Source organism: Paraperibacillus marinus, assembly GCF_046237605.1.
Taxonomy (GTDB): domain Bacteria; phylum Bacillota; class Bacilli; order Bacillales; family DSM-1321; genus Paraperibacillus; species Paraperibacillus marinus.
In genome coordinates this window covers 2588790-2608595 of sequence record NZ_CP143542.1, presented here as the reverse complement: position 1 = coordinate 2608595, position 19806 = coordinate 2588790, and the positions used below count along the sequence as shown (strand labels likewise).

Annotated in this window: 10 protein-coding genes and 3 rRNA genes; 11 read left to right on the top strand and 2 right to left on the bottom strand. The window is 45.7% G+C overall.

Translation table 11 applies throughout. The features are described from left to right. The first annotated feature begins 556 nt into the window (after positions 1-556). The 3 genes from V1498_RS13150 (at position 557) to rrf (ending at position 5625) form a co-directional block, all read left to right on the top strand. A 16S ribosomal RNA gene (locus tag V1498_RS13150) occupies positions 557-2107 on the top strand. A 371-nt stretch (positions 2108-2478) separates the two neighbouring features. After that, positions 2479-5428 (top strand): 23S ribosomal RNA (locus tag V1498_RS13145). Positions 5429-5508: 80 nt separating this feature from the next. Beyond that, positions 5509-5625: ribosomal RNA gene (gene rrf, locus V1498_RS13140) — 5S ribosomal RNA — on the top strand. The 16S, 23S and 5S rRNA genes sit together here, the layout of an rRNA operon. Positions 5626-5700: 75 nt before the next feature. Here rrf and V1498_RS13135 read toward each other — a convergent pair. After that, positions 5701-6198 carry a DinB family protein gene (locus tag V1498_RS13135; protein WP_409294172.1) on the bottom strand — a complete coding sequence of 166 codons (498 nt, stop codon included), beginning with the start codon at positions 6196-6198 and terminating at the stop codon, positions 5701-5703. 137 nt (positions 6199-6335) lie between these two features. Here V1498_RS13135 and V1498_RS13130 point away from each other — a divergent pair, with 137 nt between their 5' ends. Together V1498_RS13130 and pepF are read left to right on the top strand one after the other, a co-directional pair. Continuing rightward, entirely contained in the window at positions 6336-6752 is a 417-nt protein-coding gene (locus tag V1498_RS13130; RefSeq protein WP_409294171.1) for a hypothetical protein, read from the top strand. Positions 6753-6936: 184 nt separating this feature from the next. Then, on the top strand, positions 6937-8724 hold the full coding sequence (gene pepF / locus V1498_RS13125; RefSeq protein ID WP_409294170.1) for an oligoendopeptidase F: 1788 nt from the start codon (positions 6937-6939) through the stop codon (positions 8722-8724). Between the two features lie 40 nt (positions 8725-8764). On the opposite strand, the gene V1498_RS13120 is transcribed toward pepF, so the two are convergent. Then, positions 8765-9967, bottom strand: coding sequence for an MFS transporter (locus V1498_RS13120; protein ID WP_409294169.1), 1203 nt, complete (start codon positions 9965-9967; stop codon positions 8765-8767). A 248-nt stretch (positions 9968-10215) separates the two neighbouring features. Here V1498_RS13120 and V1498_RS13115 point away from each other — a divergent pair, with 248 nt between their 5' ends. The 6 genes from V1498_RS13115 to V1498_RS13090 all read left to right on the top strand — a co-directional run bounded on the left by V1498_RS13115 (position 10216) and on the right by V1498_RS13090 (position 19781). Further along, complete coding sequence (locus V1498_RS13115) at positions 10216-11463, top strand: dicarboxylate/amino acid:cation symporter (RefSeq protein WP_409294168.1); 1248 nt, start codon at positions 10216-10218, stop codon at positions 11461-11463. Between the two features lie 197 nt (positions 11464-11660). Then, positions 11661-12230 (top strand): ribonuclease H-like YkuK family protein, encoded by a 570-nt coding sequence (locus V1498_RS13110; protein WP_409294167.1) that lies wholly within the window; start codon positions 11661-11663, stop codon positions 12228-12230. Between the two features lie 820 nt (positions 12231-13050). Then, positions 13051-14904, top strand: a complete 1854-nt coding sequence (locus tag V1498_RS13105; RefSeq protein ID WP_409294166.1) for a GAF domain-containing sensor histidine kinase — start codon at positions 13051-13053, stop codon at positions 14902-14904. Then, positions 14879-15520 carry a response regulator gene (locus V1498_RS13100; RefSeq protein ID WP_409294165.1) on the top strand — a complete coding sequence of 214 codons (642 nt, stop codon included), beginning with the start codon at positions 14879-14881 and terminating at the stop codon, positions 15518-15520. Before V1498_RS13105 ends, V1498_RS13100 begins: the two co-directional genes overlap by 26 nt. Positions 15521-15677: 157 nt before the next feature. Then, positions 15678-17102, top strand: coding sequence for a S8 family serine peptidase (locus tag V1498_RS13095; RefSeq protein WP_409294164.1), 1425 nt, complete (start codon positions 15678-15680; stop codon positions 17100-17102). 204 nt (positions 17103-17306) lie between these two features. Further along, positions 17307-19781: a S8 family serine peptidase gene (locus V1498_RS13090; RefSeq protein ID WP_409294163.1), complete on the top strand. Its 2475-nt coding sequence runs from the start codon at positions 17307-17309 to the stop codon at positions 19779-19781. Positions 19782-19806: the final 25 nt, after the last annotated feature.

Below are 19806 nucleotides of genomic sequence, written 5' to 3'. Positions count from 1 at the left end.
TGAGAAGAAAAAGAAGAAATCACTTTATTCATTGGAAGCCATCTAATTTAGATGGCTTTTTTCACGGGAATTTCTTTTTGTACATTGTTATCAAAGCCTTGACCGCTGGATTCTTTTTACTTTTCAGTGCTCTCTCTTTTCTGAGCACGGACTTATTTGTTATAAAAGGTAATTTGATTATTATAGAAGAAACAAGGAGTTTTTTGATTCTAAACATTGTTTACTTCTAATATAGGTGATTTTATTGAACGTATCTTTTCTCCTCTATTTAGAATTATTTACCAGTATAATTCTTTGTTTTTATTCTAGACGGATCATGAAATAGATGTTATTATTTTTAATACACCAAAGCTGTTTTAATTAACTGCTTAGGAAATTTTTAAAAAATGTTGACACGCTATTGTGTCTCATGTTATTATTATTAAGTTGCTTACAAGCGACTGACTAATATTGACTAAAGATGTTCTTTGAAAACTGAACGAAACAAGACGCCAGTTACTTCTTATTTATAGGAAGTAAACAAAACAAGTTTTAAACTTTATGAGCTATATCAAATTCTTCGGAGAGTTTGATCCTGGCTCAGGACGAACGCTGGCGGCGTGCCTAATACATGCAAGTCGAGCGGACGGATGGGAGCTTGCTCCCTGAAGTCAGCGGCGGACGGGTGAGTAACACGTGGGCAACCTGCCCTTGAGATCGGGATAACTTCGGGAAACCGGAGCTAATACCGGATAGGTCTTTCCCTCACATGAGGGAAAGAGGAAAGACGGTTTCGGCTGTCACTCAAGGATGGGCCCGCGGCGCATTAGCTAGTTGGTGGGGTAACGGCTCACCAAGGCCACGATGCGTAGCCGACCTGAGAGGGTGATCGGCCACACTGGGACTGAGACACGGCCCAGACTCCTACGGGAGGCAGCAGTAGGGAATCTTCCGCAATGGACGAAAGTCTGACGGAGCAACGCCGCGTGAGTGAAGAAGGTTTTCGGATCGTAAAACTCTGTTGTCAGGGAAGAACAAGTGCCATAGTAACTGATGGCACCTTGACGGTACCTGGCCAGAAAGCCACGGCTAACTACGTGCCAGCAGCCGCGGTAATACGTAGGTGGCAAGCGTTGTCCGGATTTATTGGGCGTAAAGCGCGCGCAGGCGGTCTTTTAAGTCTGATGTGAAAGCCCACGGCTCAACCGTGGAGGGTCATTGGAAACTGGGAGACTTGAGTGCAGAAGAGGAGAGTGGAATTCCACGTGTAGCGGTGAAATGCGTAGAGATGTGGAGGAACACCAGTGGCGAAGGCGACTCTCTGGTCTGTAACTGACGCTGAGGCGCGAAAGCGTGGGGAGCGAACAGGATTAGATACCCTGGTAGTCCACGCCGTAAACGATGAGTGCTAAGTGTTAGAGGGTTTCCGCCCTTTAGTGCTGCAGCTAACGCATTAAGCACTCCGCCTGGGGAGTACGGCCGCAAGGCTGAAACTCAAAGGAATTGACGGGGGCCCGCACAAGCGGTGGAGCATGTGGTTTAATTCGAAGCAACGCGAAGAACCTTACCAGGTCTTGACATCCTCTGCCACTCCTAGAGATAGGACGTTCCCCTTCGGGGGACAGAGTGACAGGTGGTGCATGGTTGTCGTCAGCTCGTGTCGTGAGATGTTGGGTTAAGTCCCGCAACGAGCGCAACCCTTGATCTTAGTTGCCAGCATTAAGTTGGGCACTCTAAGGTGACTGCCGGTGACAAACCGGAGGAAGGTGGGGATGACGTCAAATCATCATGCCCCTTATGACCTGGGCTACACACGTGCTACAATGGATGGTACAAAGGGCAGCAAAGCCGCGAGGCCGAGCGAATCCCATAAAGCCATTCTCAGTTCGGATTGCAGGCTGCAACTCGCCTGCATGAAGCCGGAATCGCTAGTAATCGCGGATCAGCATGCCGCGGTGAATACGTTCCCGGGCCTTGTACACACCGCCCGTCACACCACGAGAGTTTGTAACACCCGAAGTCGGTGGGGTAACCTTTATGGAGCCAGCCGCCTAAGGTGGGACAGATGATTGGGGTGAAGTCGTAACAAGGTAGCCGTATCGGAAGGTGCGGCTGGATCACCTCCTTTCTAAGGAAAAAGCGATCTTGTTTCGTTCAGTTTTGAGGGAGCATTCTCTCAAAAAAATAAATTAGAAGCGAGCTATTCGATAAGAAGAGCGAAGCTTATCGTTTATTTTATCGTTCTTTGAAAACTAGATAACAATATAAGGCAAAAATGATTTGCGTCATTTTACCGCATCGAGTAATAAACCGAGTTAAGTTTTATTGTTTTATTATGGTTCGATGATGAAGCGAAACTTCTCCCGCCTTCAGAGGCTGAGGAGAAGCGAGTTATTCGAGGAAGCGATCGAGTTACACCTGCGCATACTTCACGTACGTGAGGATGTGAACGAGTGAAGCTGACGAAGAAGAACGAAGCTTATCGTCAGCCGGATTTATGGTTAAGTTAGAAAGGGCGCACGGTGAATGCCTTGGCACTAGGAGCCGATGAAGGACGGGACTAACACCGATATGCTTCGGGGAGCTGTAAGTAAGCTTTGATCCGGAGATTTCCGAATGGGGAAACCCACTGTTCGTAATGGAACAGTACCTTCACCTGAATTCATAGGGTGATGGAGGCAGACCCGGGGAACTGAAACATCTAAGTACCCGGAGGAACAGAAAGCAAATGCGATTTCCCAAGTAGCGGCGAGCGAAACGGAATGTAGCCCAAACCGAAAGGCTTGCCTTTCGGGGTTGTAGGACACTCTATACGGAGTTACAAAGGAACGGGGTAGACGAAGAGACATGGAAAGGTCCGTCGAAGAAGGTAACAACCCTGTAGTCGAAACTTCGTTCCCTCCAGAGTGGATCCTGAGTACGGCGGGACACGTGAAATCCCGTCGGAAGCAGGGAGGACCATCTCCCAAGGCTAAATACTACCTAGTGACCGATAGTGAACCAGTACCGTGAGGGAAAGGTGAAAAGCACCCCGGAAGGGGAGTGAAAGAGATCCTGAAACCGTGTGCCTACAAGTAGTCAGAGCCCTATGTCCCTTTTAGGGAAACGGGTGATGGCGTGCCTTTTGTAGAATGAACCGGCGAGTTACGATTTCATGCAAGGTTAAGTTGATGAGACGGAGCCGCAGCGAAAGCGAGTCTGAATAGGGCGAATGAGTATGAGGTCGTAGACCCGAAACCAGGTGATCTACCCATGTCCAGGGTGAAGTTCAGGTAACACTGAATGGAGGCCCGAACCCACGCACGTTGAAAAGTGCGGGGATGAGGTGTGGGTAGCGGAGAAATTCCAATCGAACCTGGAGATAGCTGGTTCTCTCCGAAATAGCTTTAGGGCTAGCCTCAAGTGTTAAGAGTCTTGGAGGTAGAGCACTGATTGGACTAGGGGCCCATCTCGGGTTACCGAATTCAGTCAAACTCCGAATGCCAATGACTTTTCCTTGGGAGTCAGACTGCGAGTGATAAGATCCGTAGTCAAAAGGGAAACAGCCCAGACCACCAGCTAAGGTCCCAAAGTATACGTTAAGTGGAAAAGGATGTGGAGTTGCTTAGACAACCAGGATGTTGGCTTAGAAGCAGCCACCATTTAAAGAGTGCGTAATAGCTCACTGGTCGAGTGACTCTGCGCCGAAAATGTACCGGGGCTAAACGTATCACCGAAGCTGTGGGTGGACACCTAGGGTGTCCGCGGTAGGAGAGCGTTCTAAGGGCTGAGAAGCCAGACCGGAAGGACTGGTGGAGCGCTTAGAAGTGAGAATGCCGGTATGAGTAGCGAAAGAAGGGTGAGAATCCCTTCCACCGAATGCCTAAGGTTTCCTGAGGAAGGCTCGTCCGCTCAGGGTTAGTCGGGACCTAAGCCGAGGCCGAAAGGCGTAGGCGATGGACAACAGGTTGATATTCCTGTACCACCTATTCATCGTTTGAGCGATGGGGGGACGCAGTAGGATAGGGTAAGCGCGCTGTTGGATTAGCGCGTCCAAGCAGTTAGGCTGAAAACGAGGCAAATCCCGTTTTCACATAAGCTGAGCTGTGATGGCGAGGGAAATTTAGTACCGAAGTTCCTGATTCCACACTGCCAAGAAAAGCCTCTAGCGAGATGAAGGGTGCCCGTACCGCAAACCGACACAGGTAGGCGAGGAGAGAATCCTAAGGTGTGCGAGAGAACTCTCGTTAAGGAACTCGGCAAAATGACCCCGTAACTTCGGGAGAAGGGGTGCTCATCTGGGTGAATAGCCCGGATGAGCCGCAGTGAATAGGCCCAGGCGACTGTTTAGCAAAAACACAGGTCTCTGCGAAGCCGCAAGGCGAAGTATAGGGGCTGACGCCTGCCCGGTGCTGGAAGGTTAAGGGGAGAGGTTAGCGTAAGCGAAGCTTTGAACCGAAGCCCCAGTAAACGGCGGCCGTAACTATAACGGTCCTAAGGTAGCGAAATTCCTTGTCGGGTAAGTTCCGACCCGCACGAAAGGCGTAACGATCTGGGCACTGTCTCAACGAGAGACTCGGTGAAATTATACTACCTGTGAAGATGCAGGTTACCCGCGACAGGACGGAAAGACCCCGTGGAGCTTTACTGCAGCCTGATATTGAATTTTGGTACAGCTTGTACAGGATAGGTAGGAGCCTTTGAAGCCGGAGCGCCAGCTTCGGTGGAGGCATCGGTGGGATACTACCCTGGCTGTATTGAAATTCTAACCCGCGCCCCTTATCGGGGCGGGAGACAGTGTCAGGCGGGCAGTTTGACTGGGGCGGTCGCCTCCTAAAGAGTAACGGAGGCGCCCAAAGGTTCCCTCAGAATGGTTGGAAATCATTCGCAGAGTGTAAAGGCACAAGGGAGCTTGACTGCGAGACCTACAAGTCGAGCAGGGACGAAAGTCGGGCTTAGTGATCCGGTGGTTCCGCATGGAAGGGCCATCGCTCAACGGATAAAAGCTACCCCGGGGATAACAGGCTTATCTCCCCCAAGAGTCCACATCGACGGGGAGGTTTGGCACCTCGATGTCGGCTCATCGCATCCTGGGGCTGTAGTCGGTCCCAAGGGTTGGGCTGTTCGCCCATTAAAGCGGTACGCGAGCTGGGTTCAGAACGTCGTGAGACAGTTCGGTCCCTATCCGTCGTGGGCGCAGGAAATTTGAGAGGAGCTGTCCTTAGTACGAGAGGACCGGGATGGACGCACCGCTGGTGTACCAGTTGTCTTGCCAAAGGCATCGCTGGGTAGCTATGTGCGGACGGGATAAGTGCTGAAAGCATCTAAGCATGAAGCCCCCCTCAAGATGAGATTTCCCATAGCGTCAAGCTAGTAAGATCCCTGAAAGATGATCAGGTAGATAGGTCTGAGGTGGAAGCGTGGCGACACGTGGAGCTGACAGATACTAATCGATCGAGGACTTAACCTATCTTGTTTATACTCGAAAAACGTAATGCGAATCAGCCTTTGTTATCTAGTTTTGAAGGAACGAAAGTTCATTCATATCTGTCTGGCAGTTATGGCAAAGAGGCCACACCCGTTCCCATCCCGAACACGGAAGTTAAGCTCTTTAGCGCCGATGGTAGTTGGGGGCTCTCCCCCTGTGAGAGTAGGACGCCGCCGGGCAGATGAAAGAAAGACCAGCTGAGAAGCTGGTCTTTTTTGTATATACATGAAGTAACTACAATAAAATGCTTAAAATTACTGCAGGCTCTTTTCATTTAGGAATTGCATGATTTGGTTCTTATGATGAAAGTCATGGTCGGTGAATTCATTGACGATATAAATCAGGGAATAGGGTGTGCCGGTATGTGGGCAGTGCGATACTCCATTTGCGGTTGTTGATGTATGTAGGGTTTCTGTGGATAACTCGCTTAGCTTTTGCACCAGCAGTTCTCTTGAAGTTATCGATTCATTTAACAGCTGCGTTTGAGTTATGGCGGATTTTGCGTACGTGGAAGCTTTCTCATTGAAGGAATAAAACTCAGGAAAATCCATACCTTTCCCGCTGCATACAGAAGGGATGACGTTCAATAACAGGTGATCGTCCCAATTTTTAATATGGGCTATTATTTCACTTATAGACCATTTGCCTTCAGCTATCGGTCCAGACCATAATGCTTCATCAATATCTCTTAAAGAGTCAAGCCAGGAAGAGTATGTACTAAAATAGCTTAATATTTCGTTTTCTTTTTCCAAATTTTTATCCCCCTTTATAGTAAATCATCAGTATTATAACACATAATCGAGATAAAACGAACACATGTTTCTGTAAGTTCTCAATAACTATTCATAATGAAAAGTTAAGACCAAAAACAATCTCCAGAACGCTAAAAATGGTCTTAAATGAAAAGTTAGGACCAAAAACAGCCTCCAGAACGCTAAAAATGGTCTTAAATAAAAAGTTAAGACCAAAAACAATCTCCAGAACGCTAAAAATGGTCTTAAATAAAAAGTTAAGACCAAAAACAATCTCCAGAACGCTAAAAATGGTCTTAAACGAAAAGTTAAGACCAAAAACAGCCTCCAGAACGCTAAAAATGGTCTTAAATAAAAAGTTAAGACCAAAAACAGCCTCCAGAACGCTAAAAATGGTCTTAAACGAAAAGTTAAGGCCAAAAACAGCCTCCAGAACGCTAGAAATGGTCATAAACGAAAAGTTAAGACCAAAAACAACCTCCAGAATGTTAAAAATGGTCTTAAACGAAAAGTTAAGACAAACATCGGTTCTAAAATCCAAAAAATCGTCTTAATAAGAAAGTTAGAATCAAATGAAATCTATGATTCAAACCAAATGCCCAAATAAAGCTACAAGTGCCAAAAAAAATGGTTCAGCCAATCCCATAAAATCATTCTCCACGTATTCCAACATTATTTTAGGTATAATGAACACATCACAGAATAAGGTTGATTATGGTCTGCAGAAGGGGTGTTACTATGAAGGTTTATAAAAGCAGGGAAGAGGCTCCGATTGAGCATCAATGGAATCTCGGAGATTTATTTGAATCGGAGGAAGCGTGGGAGAAGGCCTATCAGGAAGTGGAGAATTCGCTTGATGACTTGAGGGAATTCAACGGGAATATCAAGGGCAGCGCGGATCTGCTTCGCTTTCTGAAACGAGAAGAGGAGATTTCTGCTATTTTTACGAATGTGTATGTGTATGCGAGGCTGAGCTCGGATCTGGATACGAGGGATTCTGGCGCACAATCGCTGGTTGACCGGGTGACGGGTTTGAATGTCAGGTACAGTGAGGCAGAGTCTTTTTTCATGCCGTTCCTTCTGAGTCTGGAAGAAGAGGTGCTGAAGGGATATATAGCAGAGAACGAAGAACTTCAGTATTTTGAAAAAAGCCTGCTCCGGTCATACCGCTATAAGCGGCATGTGTTGAGCCGGGAGCAGGAGGAAGTGGTTTCCCAGCTGGGCGAGGCCTTTTCGGCTCCGGGACAAACTTTCAATATGCTGAATAATGCCGACATCAAGTTTGGAGAGGTGACAGACAAGTCAGGGAATAAGCAAGAGCTGACACGGGGAATGTATTCCAAGCTGATGGAGGATGAAGACAGGGAAGTTCGCAAGGAGGCATATGAGGCTTATTATATGCCTTATGTGCAGCTGAAGAATTCCATTGCGTCGAATTTGTCCGCCAATATCAAAAATAATGTGGCAATGGCAAAGGTACGGAAATATCCTTCAGCCCTGGAAAAAGGCTTGTTCGGGGATATGGTGCCCAAGGAGGTTTATGAAAATCTGATTAGTGCTGCCAAAAAAAATATTGATACACTTCATTCATACAATGAAGTGAGAAAGAAGCTTCTAGGGCTTGATGAGCTTGCGCCCTATGATCAAAGTGTGGATCTCGTAAAAGGTGTTAAGCAGGATATCGGGTTTGAGGAAGCATATGAAATGATGCTGGATGCTCTCTCACCCCTCGGAAGCGAATACCGGCAGACACTGGCATCATTTAAAGACAAGCGATATATCGATGTGTGGGAAACGCCGGGCAAGCGGTCAGGTGCCTATAATATGGGTGTATATGGTGTCCATCCGTTTGTGCTGCTGAATCATCACAATGATTTGAACAGCCTTTTCACTCTTACCCATGAGATGGGCCACGCGATGCACAGCTATTATAGCAGCCTGCATCAGCCGCGCATTTCTGCTGGCTATAGCATTTTTGTGGCAGAGGTGGCATCGACAGTAAACGAAGTGCTGCTCATTCATCATTTATTGAAGAAGGCCGAGGGTGACAGGAGAAAATATCTGGTGAATCATTTCATTGACCAATTCAAAGGGACTTTTTTCACACAGGTGATGTTCGCTGAATTTGAGAAGCTGACCCATGAGCATGCAGAACAAGGGAAACCATTGAATGCAGAGGTATTCAGCAGCATCTTTGAGCGGTTAACAAAGGAATATAACGGGAACGTCCTGTCACTGACTGAACAGGCAAAATACGGCTGGGCAAGAATTCCACATTTTTACCGCCCATTCTACGTTTATAAGTATGCGACCGGGTTTGCTTCAGCCCTGGCCATCGCTGGAAAACTGCTGAACGGGGAAGAAGGGGCACAGGAAGCCTATCTGGCCTTTTTAAAGAGCGGAAGTTCGGAGTATCCACTCGAATTGCTTAAAAAGACAGGAGTGGACCTGACTGCTCCTGAACCCATTGATTCAGCGCTCTCCACCTTCCGCAGCCTTGTGGAAGAGCTGGGCTCTGAATATTAAGAGAAGTAAGAAAGACTCCTGGTTTCCAGGAGTCTTTTTGTTAACTCCCTCTGGCAATAGTTTTCTGCTTCCGCGGCTTTTTGGTAAACATCATGGCCATTGCTGAACCGATTAAAAGAAGCAGGCCGGTGAACAGGAATACATAATGATTGGAGACAAGGCTTCCGATCAGGCCGCCGAGCAGGGGGCCGAGCATGCCGCCGATCTGGTTGGCTGTCTGGCTGAGACCGAAAGCGCGGCCCCTGGAGTCCGGTGTGGTCAGCTTCACGATCAAACCGTTCAGGGCAGGGAATACCGCACAAAAGAAGACCCCAAAAAGGAAGCGGATAATGGAAAAGCCCCATACATTGTCAGTTAAAAGCTGCACGATTGAGCCTGCACCTCCGCCGATCAATCCGAACAGGAGCACCTGCCTGAATCCAATTTTATCGGAAAGTTTTCCCCAGTAAGGGCCGAACAGGATGCTGGCTATTCCAGGGATGGAGAATATTAAGCCTGTCAGGAAGGAAGCATTGGCGGCGGAACCATCCAGATCCATGATATAAAGAGGCAGAACTGGTTCCAGAATCATGACAGAGCAGGCTGCCATCATGGTCAACAGCAGGACGAGCATGAACGGGCGGTTGGAAGCCGCATCCCTGATGTCACCCCTGAAGGACTTTTTCACCTTGGAAGGTGTGAATTTCTCCTCTTTAACAAAGAAAAAGACAAGAAGTGTGGCGATGAAAACAAGCAAGCCGCCGCTTACGAAGGAGAGGCGGTAGCCGAGGAGTTCGGCCATCGTTCCGCCAATCAATGGGCCGGCGATACTGCCGGATGCCGTTCCGGTGGAAATGGCGGCAAGTGCGTATCCGACTTTTTTTTCTGGCGTATTGGTCCCGATGAGGGCAATCGAGCCGGGTATGAATCCGGTCAATAGACCCTGTGCTACCCGGAGGCCAAGAATTTCATAGGGGTTGTTTACAAAGGCCATCAGGGTATAAATGACGAACAGGAAGAAGCCCGCCCTGATGATCATCGGCTTCCGTCCATACCGGTCAGCGAGCGATCCCCAGAAAGGGGCCGAAATGGCGCCGGCGAGGAAGGCGGCGCTGAAAATGAGGCCGGACCATAATTCTGTATGGTCATGGACTCCGATCTGAATCATGAACAGAGGCAAAAAGGGAATGACCATTGAAAAACTGGCCGATGTGATAAAGACACCGAACCAAAGGACCCATAAATTTTTCTTCCAGGTTTCCATCTAAGATTCACTTCCATTCAGAGTAAGAATACTTATGAGTGCTTATATATATATTTGCCGTTTCCTGGCATGCCCTACCATTATAACAAAAGGAAAACTCCTGGTAAAAAGATTAACCTTGTTAACGATGTGAGAGTTATTAAAGTTTATTTTAGCTGATGGCAGATATTTACGTGTGGATTCTATATAATTAGGATAGGGTCTGGCAAAGCCACACCTTTAGCTTAAAGAGAATAGGAGTTTTAGTTTTGAAAAAGTTATGGTCTTCTTATCGTTTTCAGATTATATTGCTCGCATCCATCATCATCGGAAGCATTTTGGGAGTCGTGCTTGGTGATAAGACGGAGGTTCTTAAGCCGTTAGGAGATATATTCCTGAACCTGATGTTCACTCTGGTCATCCCACTCGTGTTTTTCTCGGTCACATCGTCCATTGCCAATATGGGCAGTGCCGGCCGTTTTAAAAAAATCATCGGTTCAACTTTTGCAGTCTTCATTGTTACCGGCCTGATTGCAGCTCTGGTGATGGTAGCGGCCGTCAAGCTTTTCCCTTCAGCTGTGGAAATGAATGTGGCTCTGTCTAAGCCGGAATCAGTGGAAAAGATATCGGCAGCAGAACAGATTGTTAAATCATTTACGACTGATGAATTCATCAACTTGTTCACCCGCCAGAATATGCTGAGCTTAATTGTATTTTCCCTTCTTTTGGGAATGGCGATCACTGCAGTCGGAGAACCGGCACGAAGCATTGCTAAGTTCATGAGTGCCGGCACGGCGGTCTTCATGAGAATGATCAGTTTTATCATGTATTACGCACCGATTGGGCTGGGGGCATACTTTGCTTACCTGGTTGGGACATTTGGTACAGACCTCTTGCAGACGTATCTTAAATCCACCCTTCTTTACTTTATAACAGCGCTTCTGTTCTTTGCGGGAGTTTATACGTTTTATGCGTATTACAGCGGTGGCCGGAAGGGTATAAATGTATTTTGGCGCAATATGGTGGCACCTTCCGTGACTTCGGTCGCGACATGCAGTTCAATGGCAACATTGCCAGTCAATATCGAAGCTTCACAGAAAATCGGCATTCCGAAGGACATCCGCGACACAGTGCTTCCGCTCGGTGCTTCCATGCATAAGGATGGTTCCGTTCTTGGTGTGATCCTGAAAATCGCAGTGCTGTTTTCTGTGTTCGATATGAATTTCTCTGGAGTGGATACGATCCTTTATGCTGTCATGATTGCCGTCCTGGGCGGAACAGTGATGGGGGCAATCCCGAGCGGAGGCATGGTTGCTGAAATGCTCATCATTTCCCTATACGGACTTCCGATGGAAGCACTGCCGATCATTGCGGCAATCAGTACGATCATTGATGCTCCCGCCACCATGCTGAATGCAACAGGTGACAATGCATCCGCGATGCTGGTCGCGCGCACGGTGGAAGGAAAAGATTGGATGGAAGAGAACGAACATGCCGGCTCAACACAGGCAGTTTGATGTTTTAATGAGAAGGATGCTTTCATGCATCCTTCTTTTTTTTCATTAAACAGGAGTTGGTTCATTCAACCTGAATTTTCATATATTGAAATAAACAAGGAATGAATATACTAAGATGGCTAGTGTAAGATTTCTTCAATTAATCGGCTGTGGCAGAACCCTTTCATCCTGTGAAAGGATAAGGCAGGTGAGAATCAATGAAACAGGAACAGGGAAATCCATATCATTTCCACAATCTTTCAGAAAGCAATATGACATTTGAGCAGGTATTCCAGCGCATTGTCGAGTTTATCCAGAAGGAGCCGCATGGCAATTACCGCCTGATCGTCGGCACTGATTCGCAGGTCCACAAACGGAATACCGTCTTTATAACAGCCATCATCATCCACAGACAGGGAAGGGGCGCCTGGATGTGCAGCCGCAAGGAAATTGTCCCCCGCAAGATGCTGCACCTGCACGAGCGCATATCAAGGGAAACCTCTCTGACTGAGCAGCTGGCCGCTCTTTTTACAGAGAAGCATAGAGAAGTATTGATAAACTTAGTTCTGCCCCATATCTATAATGGAGCCGGCTTTACAATTGAAGGCCATATCGATATTGGAAATGGAAGCCGGAACAAGACCAGGGAATTTGTGCGGGAAATGGTCGCACGGATCGAGGCAATGGGCCTGCAGCCGGTGATCAAGCCGAATTCATATGGCGCCTCAAGCGTCGCCAACAAATTTACAAAGCGCAATGCCCTTGGGCCGCACCGGAAAATCGTTTAAGGCTGGCATGAATAGGCCAAGCTTCGACGGAAGCCATATATACTTAGTCCTTCATGAGCGCATGAAGGATTTTTCTTTTTCCTGTTAACGGCAAATAAAAGTATTTCAAGTTAACACTCACGGCTGTACCAACTATTGGTATATGCAGCCTCATATTTCTTATATACGCTCCTGCAAAGTCATATCTGAAGAATTGGCCATCATGCTGTCTAACCAGCTCAAGTGGAAGTAATAATGACTATTCCTTTAACTTATGCTGGAATTAAAGGATGACCGCATTCTCTGAATAGCTTCCTCTACTTTCATTTCTGCTTTTTTTCTTTAGCGGGCAAATATATTTAGATGAAATAAGTATCTTTTGGAAAACCCAGTCCGCGATGCTGGTAAAAAAATCAGAGGTAAAGCAAACTTTCGCTGACTCTAAGACTATTCTTATCTTAGATCCATATCGAGGTGAAATAGAGGGTATCATTTCACAAAATGATTAATACATATGCCAATAACTATCCAGTTATATGTATAGAACCAATTATAAGGAGCAGCAAACCATAGGAATGAACATATGAATGGGAACTCAAACCTTTTCAACAAGAAAAAATACTACTTTTGAACTACGCGAATAGCCCGTTAGATGAATAGGCATCTATATAACCATCTGCAATAATATACATTAACAGAGTCCTTATTTGGACTTGGCCCGGCACTGGTTAGTGGTATCCATTCGACTAGTGCAGGGTTTTTTTATTTGTGTTTTACTGTGGTAAATCATAAAATATAAATTACAGAATATTCAAAACAACAGGGGGTGCCTTTAATAGGTATGGTGGATTTTCAGACCAGGGAGAAATACTCAAAGGTTTTTCTTGGTTTTATTACGTTGGCGGGATGGTTGTCAATCTTCTCATCAGCTCTTTCTCTTACTGTTCCTGAAGAGCCGGTCATTTTACTATTGTTCATTGTTTTCCTGTTTATAAGCGAGTATTATCCAATGCCGGTTTGGAAAGGGTTCACGGCTATCTCATTTCCTTTGGTATATGTTCTTTATACCATATTTGGCACTCCTTATACTGCATTTTGCTATGCGCTGGTGGTATTGGTGGTTAATCTGCTGCACCGTCGTCCTTTAAGGATTATTCTTTTTAATCCCGCTCAACTGGCTTTAAGCATTATGCTGAGTACTTCCATGCTTTCTTTTTTCAGTCCTATGGCTGAAGCTGGGTTGCCATCACCAGTGGTGGCAGGTATTGTTGAATTTGGGATTTTATTATTCTTCTTCTTCATCTTTAACAATTTAATAGTTGATTTAGTACTAGTCATTCGTCCCCAGCCATATTCCATGAAAATGTGGAAACACAAAACGGTTACCGAACTCAATAATTTGATTATTTCTTTATTATACGGAATTCTGCTTTACACATTGGGCAGCCAGAACCGCGGGACAATTGATGTGTTTTCCTATTTTTTCTTCTTTTCACCTCTTGTGGGACTTAGTTTATTAAGTTCAACAATCGCCCGGCTTAGGCAGGAGAAGAATAGACTGAAAGCCTTGTTCTCAATCACGACCGAACTAAACCATATTGTTCCTGAGTCAAAGTGGCATTCAACTTTAAAGGATAGTTTCTTTCATTTTATGGATGTTGAAGCATGTATTTTATGGATAAAAGAAACAGGGATATGGCAGCAAAGATTTCAGGAAGGAAGAACCTCGGTACCTCATTCATTGGCGCCAGAAGGATTTGATCAATTCGAGTCGATGAAACACCCCGTTCTTTATAACGACCGCAAACAAAATATCGGGATTGCTGAAGGCTATTTTGACAGTGACCTCAAATCTTTTGTCTACTCTCCGCTGGTTGTAGAGAACGAAACGGTCGGTATGTTTATTGTTGCCAGAAGCAGGACAAAAAGTTTTACCAATGAAGATGTTCAGTCACTGGCAACTCTATCTAACCAGTTGGCAGCAATAATTAAAACACAAATGCTTCTTTCTGAAAAAGAAAAACGCTTAATCCTTGAGGAAAGAAACAGAATAGCAAGAGAAATTCATGATGGGATTGCACAGACATTGGCCGGTGCAGTCATGAAGCTGGAAACAGCAGGGAAAATTTATTCCAAGAAGCCGGAAGAAACCTTAAAGCTGGTAGACGAAAGTGTCTGCAGATTAAGGGAGAGTTTAAAGGAAGTGCGGGAATCTATATATGCCCTCAGGCCATATCCGACTGAGAAAGCGGGACTGGTAGCAGCAATCACCAAAAAAATAAATGCACTGCGAGAAGAGTACAATCAAGTCATACAATTTGAAAAGAGAGGGACAGACTTTGATCTAAGCCCTATGGCAGAAAAAGTCCTGTACGATTCTTTTCAGGAAAGCATTCAGAATGCTATAAAACATGCAGGAGCTTCTAAAATTGAAGTCCTGCTATGCAATCAGGCTGACCATATTCTGCTCAAGGTAAAGGATAATGGGAAGGGATTTTCGCTTTTCCAGGCAATGATCAAAGCTCAAAAGCAGCCGCATTTCGGCATCCTGCAAATGAATGATGCCGCCGAAAAGCTTAATGCATCACTTCAAATAGACAGCAAAGAGGGAGAAGGAACAATTGTATTAATAATGGTGCCAAAAATGGGTTTTGAAGGGGGGGAGATTCATGATCAGGCTCATGCTAGTGGATGATCATGCAGTGTTGCGGGACGGGCTAAAAAGTATATTGGAAATGGAGGACAACATAGAGGTTGTAGGAGAAGCCGTCTCTGGTGAAGAGGCGTTAAGGCAGGTTCCGGTCTGTAAGCCAAGTATGATTTTAATGGATATCAATCTTCCCGAGAAGAGTGGTGTTGAAATAACAGGTCTCCTTAAGCGGCAATATCCTGATATCAAAGTCTTAATCCTTACGATGCACAGCCATGAAGAATATTTTATGTCTGCCATCAGGGAAGGGGCAGATGGGTATTTGCTGAAGGATGCTCCTTACGGTCAAGTTATCGAAGCAATTCGTTCGGTTGCCAAGGGAGAATCATTCATCCATCCCTCTATGACCAAAAAACTGCTGTCCTTTCACCAGCAGGCAAAGCCTGAAGAATCTTCTTTGACAGAGAGGGAAAAGGAAGTCCTGTTCTGCCTTCTTGAGGGGTTAAGCAATAAAGAAATCGCAGCCAAATTGTTTATCAGCGATAAGACCGTTAAAATACATGTAAGTAAGATCATAAAAAAATTGAATGTGAAAAGCAGGTCACAAGTTGTAATTTATGCGGTGCAGAACCAGCTTGTTCCCATACCGCCGGGTTCCTGATATGGAACCCTGTTTTTATGCCTGGGGAACGTTTTAAATACTACTTTAGTAGTAAGCTGGTTAATACTACGGTATATCTATTATTACACCTTATGCAGAATAGTTGTTTTTGCTCAATCATGAGAAAATACATGTAAAATGCATAGGAGCTGAAAAAATGAGAATAAAAGCTTGGATAGTATCCGCATTCCTATTAATCTCAGTAATGTTTTTTCCTTTATTGCCCGCTGCTGCAACAGCCGAGGAGGATGGCGGCGCGTTTATTGATCCTAATCTGAGTGAAACATTAGTGGACTCGGTGAAACCGGTTGAGGTAATTATTACTTTTAAAAACGAAGACAGAGTCTCACCCGAATCATTGCAGCTCCTTAAAGATGCGGGAATCACTAAAGGAATTATGTTTAACAAGCTGCCGATTGCCGGGGCTATAGCTACGAAAGAACAAATAAACAAACTCGCCGCCGGGAAAAATGTTTTATCTATTTATCTAAATAAAACACTTCAGTATGAAAATGAAGATAGTACCGAATTGACCGGCGTGGATCAAGTCAGGACCAATGAAACCATAAGATCCTTAAACGGGGGCCTTCCGGTTACCGGAAAAGGCATTGGGGTGCTTATTAACGACAGCGGAGTGGATGGAACTCATAAGGATTTACAATTTGGACAGCATCTTGTCCAGAATGTATTGGGTGCAACGAATCTTCACGCCATAGATGCATTATTACCTGTTTCGTATATTGAGAATGTAGTGAATACCGATGGTAACTCCGGCCACGGGACCCACGTTGCTGGAATTGTCGGTGGAACAGGGGCGATGTCAGGAGGAAAATATGAAGGCGCGGCACCCGGATCTAACCTGATTGGCTATGGCTCAGGTGCTGGACTTGCAATGCTTGATACTATCGGCGGATTTGATTACGCACTTACCCATCAGCAAGCTTACAATATTCGTGTAGTTACGAATTCCTGGGGCGACACCAGCGACTCGGGAACAGCGTTTGATCCGTATAATCCAATCAATGTTGCTACTAAAAAGCTGTATGACAGAGGAATTACAACCGTTTTCTCAGCGGGCAATTCCGGACCAGGTGAATCTACGATCTCCGGTAATTACAAAAAAGCCCCGTGGGTAGTCACAGTGGCGGCAGGCGACAAGTCTAGGAATCTCGCAGATTTTTCTTCCAGAGGTAAAAAAGGTTTCGGAGGAACGGTAACTGTTGACGGACAAACATGGATGTGGGAAGACAGTCCTACAGTTACATCACCTGGAGTTAATATTATTTCAACAAGAGTATTGGCACCAATCCCGCTTTTAGGTGCAGCGGATGATGTGCAGTTTATCCCGCCTGCCTATATTCCTTATTACACCACCATGAGCGGCACATCTATGGCTGCACCTCATGTTGCAGGCATTATTGCTTTAATGCTTGATGCAGACCCGGCCCTTTCTCCTTCCGAGGTTAAAAGCATTCTTCAATCCACGGCCACCCCGATGGCAGGCTATGAACACTGGGAAACAGGAAGCGGTTATGTTAACGCCTTTGGGGCAGTTGAAAGAGTTTTTCATATAGGACAATAATCTATTGATATGATCAGGGCTGGCTCACACTCGAGCCAGCCCTGCTTGCAGGTGAATAGGTACTATATACACTATATCCTTTGTAGTATATGAGAATACTCCATCAGGAGGTTCAAAATAGAACCTTTGCGCAATAGATGGATTTCCAATTTTTAAGGATAATTAGACTAAGGTTTTAAATATTTTGAAAACGGAGGAGAATAGATGAAACGTTGGATTTATGTGTTTTTAGCCCTGTTGATATTTTTACCGCAATTTGGATCGAGGCAGCAGGATGCATTCGCTGCTGAAGGAACAAAAGGAATTGTAGATCCGCTAATAGAAAGAGCTCTTGAAACAGCAAGCTCTCTACAGGTTATCGTTTCTTTCAAAGGGGACGGCCCTCCATCAGCATCTCAGCTTGGTCTCCTAAAAACCCTCGGGATAAAAACAGGGGTTACTATGAAATCACTTCCGATTGCGGGTGTGATTGCAAACGGGTCTCAAATTAAAGAACTGGCAGAATCCGGAGAAGTTCAATCTGTCTACCTTAATAAAAAGCTGAGCTATTTTAACGAAGAAGCCACTAACGTAACCGGAGTGGATAAGGTAAGAACCGATCAGGGTTTTCAAAAAGCCAACAATGGCCTTCCGCTAACAGGCAAGGGCATCGGGATAGTTATCAATGACAGCGGAGTCGACGGGACTCACAAGGACATTGAGCTTGGTAAAAACCTGGTCCAAAACGTACTGGGTTCCACCAATCTTAATGCACTTGAGCCAACACTTCTTCCGATAACTTACCAGGAGAACGTTCCGAACACGGATACAAATTCCGGCCACGGGACTCATGTTGCTGGAACTGTTGGAGGCACTGGAGCAATGTCTTCCGGTAAATACGAAGGTGCAGCACCAGGGGCGGACTTAATTGGATACGGTTCAGGAGCCGCTTTGTTTGTACTGGATGGCATCGGCGGTTTCGATTATGCACTCACACACCAGACTCAATATGATATTCGAGTGATCACCAATTCTTGGGGATCCAGCGGTGATTTTGACCCGAATGATCCGATTAACATAGCAAGCAAAAAAGCATTTGATCGAGGGATCACTGTATTATTTGCTGCAGGTAACGAAGGGCCAGGAGAAAACACACATAACCCTTATGCAAAAGCGCCATGGGTAATCTCCGTTGCAGCTGGTGAGAAAAATGGGAAATTGGCAGAATTTTCTTCACGGGGAACAAAAGGAGTTGGAGGGACTTTCTCTGCGGATGGCCGGGAGTGGACATGGAAGGATGAACCGACGATAACTGCTCCTGGGGTAGATATTGTGTCAACCAGAGTGATTGGACCTGTATCCAGCTTAGCTGCCGAACAGGATGCACAGACGATTCCGCCTGCTTATCTTCCTTATTATACAACGATGAGCGGAACTTCGATGGCAACCCCTCATGTAGCTGGTATAGTAGCTCTTATGCTTGAAGCAAATCCGTTGCTTTCACCTTCAGAAATTAAGAATATCCTGCAGCAAACTGCGACTAACATGCCGGGTTATGAAACCTGGGAAGTTGGATCAGGATATGTAAATGCCTATGCGGCTGTGGATCGAATCTATAACGGAAAAGAGTACGGAAAAACGGTCAATGCATCCCAAACCTTTAACAGTAACGTCCAATCATCAACTGAACGCAAAGAATTTTCGGTGGATTTTAATCCCGTCACATCCCTATCCACCAATCAATATACATTCACAGTTGAAGCAGGGTTATCAAGCCTTGTAGCAAAAGTGGATGGGAAGGGACTGCTTGAGGAGACCGGCAACCCCATTAACCTCGTCCTTATTGCACCAGATGGAAAAGAATACAGTTCAGGGGTAAGTCTATTATTCCCGCTATATACAGACCGCACTGTTTCCGTTTCATCCCCGGTTTCCGGTCAATGGAAAGCTGAGATCAGGGGAATCAGGGGAGATCAAGCAAACCCAATTGGAAGTGGACTTCCCGAAACAGTGAAGGGTTCATTAGCCTTTACGAAGGTCAGCGGCTTCACCGGTTTAAATGATATAGCCGGCCATCCTGCATCAGAAGCGATCAAAATGGGTGTGAGTGAACGCTTATTTGACGGCTATACCGGCGGAGCATTTAAACCGTCTTCCCTGTTAACACGTTCCGAACTGGCAAGGTATCTGGTAATGGGAGCGGAAATCCGTCAGTCACTGCCAGCAGCCGGAAAGAATTCTTTCTCTGATGTAGAAGCTGCGGACTTGCCATATACAGAGGCTGCAGCAGCAAAAGGTGCAGCGTTCAGGGACCAGCAGCAAGTACAAAAAGGAGTAATATTATCAAAGGGCATCGGCAAATTTGCACCTAAGGACGGAGTCACAAGAGCTGAACTCGCCTATTCATTAGTACAAAGCCTGGGCTTACAGAAGGATGCCGAGAGCTTTACCGGCCAGATAACCGTTCAATATAAAGATGAAAGAATAAATATTGAAGACCAGGCCAATATTCCTGCAGAGTTGAAAGGATATGTCCAGCTTGCTCTAGACCTAAACATACTTAACGCTTCATTCTCTATAAAACAGGGTCCATATGATCTAAAGCCTGTAGTCTCAGCCAGTTTTACTCCTGCTGGCAAAATTACAAGAGGAGATTTTGCAGTAGCTATGACACGTTATTATAACGCGTTTCTGCAATAGGTAATAGAGAACGAGGCAGCAGCAA

Coding starts and splice junctions, on each gene's coding strand:
- V1498_RS13120 (WP_409294169.1), bottom strand. CDS start 9,967: ATGGAAACCTGGAAGAAAAATTTATGGGTCCTTTGGTTCGGTGTCTTT.
- pepF (WP_409294170.1), top strand. CDS start 6,937: ATGAAGGTTTATAAAAGCAGGGAAGAGGCTCCGATTGAGCATCAATGG.
- V1498_RS13110 (WP_409294167.1), top strand. CDS start 11,661: ATGAAACAGGAACAGGGAAATCCATATCATTTCCACAATCTTTCAGAA.
- V1498_RS13100 (WP_409294165.1), top strand. CDS start 14,879: ATGATCAGGCTCATGCTAGTGGATGATCATGCAGTGTTGCGGGACGGG.
- V1498_RS13095 (WP_409294164.1), top strand. CDS start 15,678: ATGAGAATAAAAGCTTGGATAGTATCCGCATTCCTATTAATCTCAGTA.
- V1498_RS13130 (WP_409294171.1), top strand. CDS start 6,336: ATGGTCTTAAATGAAAAGTTAGGACCAAAAACAGCCTCCAGAACGCTA.
- V1498_RS13090 (WP_409294163.1), top strand. CDS start 17,307: ATGAAACGTTGGATTTATGTGTTTTTAGCCCTGTTGATATTTTTACCG.
- V1498_RS13105 (WP_409294166.1), top strand. CDS start 13,051: ATGGTGGATTTTCAGACCAGGGAGAAATACTCAAAGGTTTTTCTTGGT.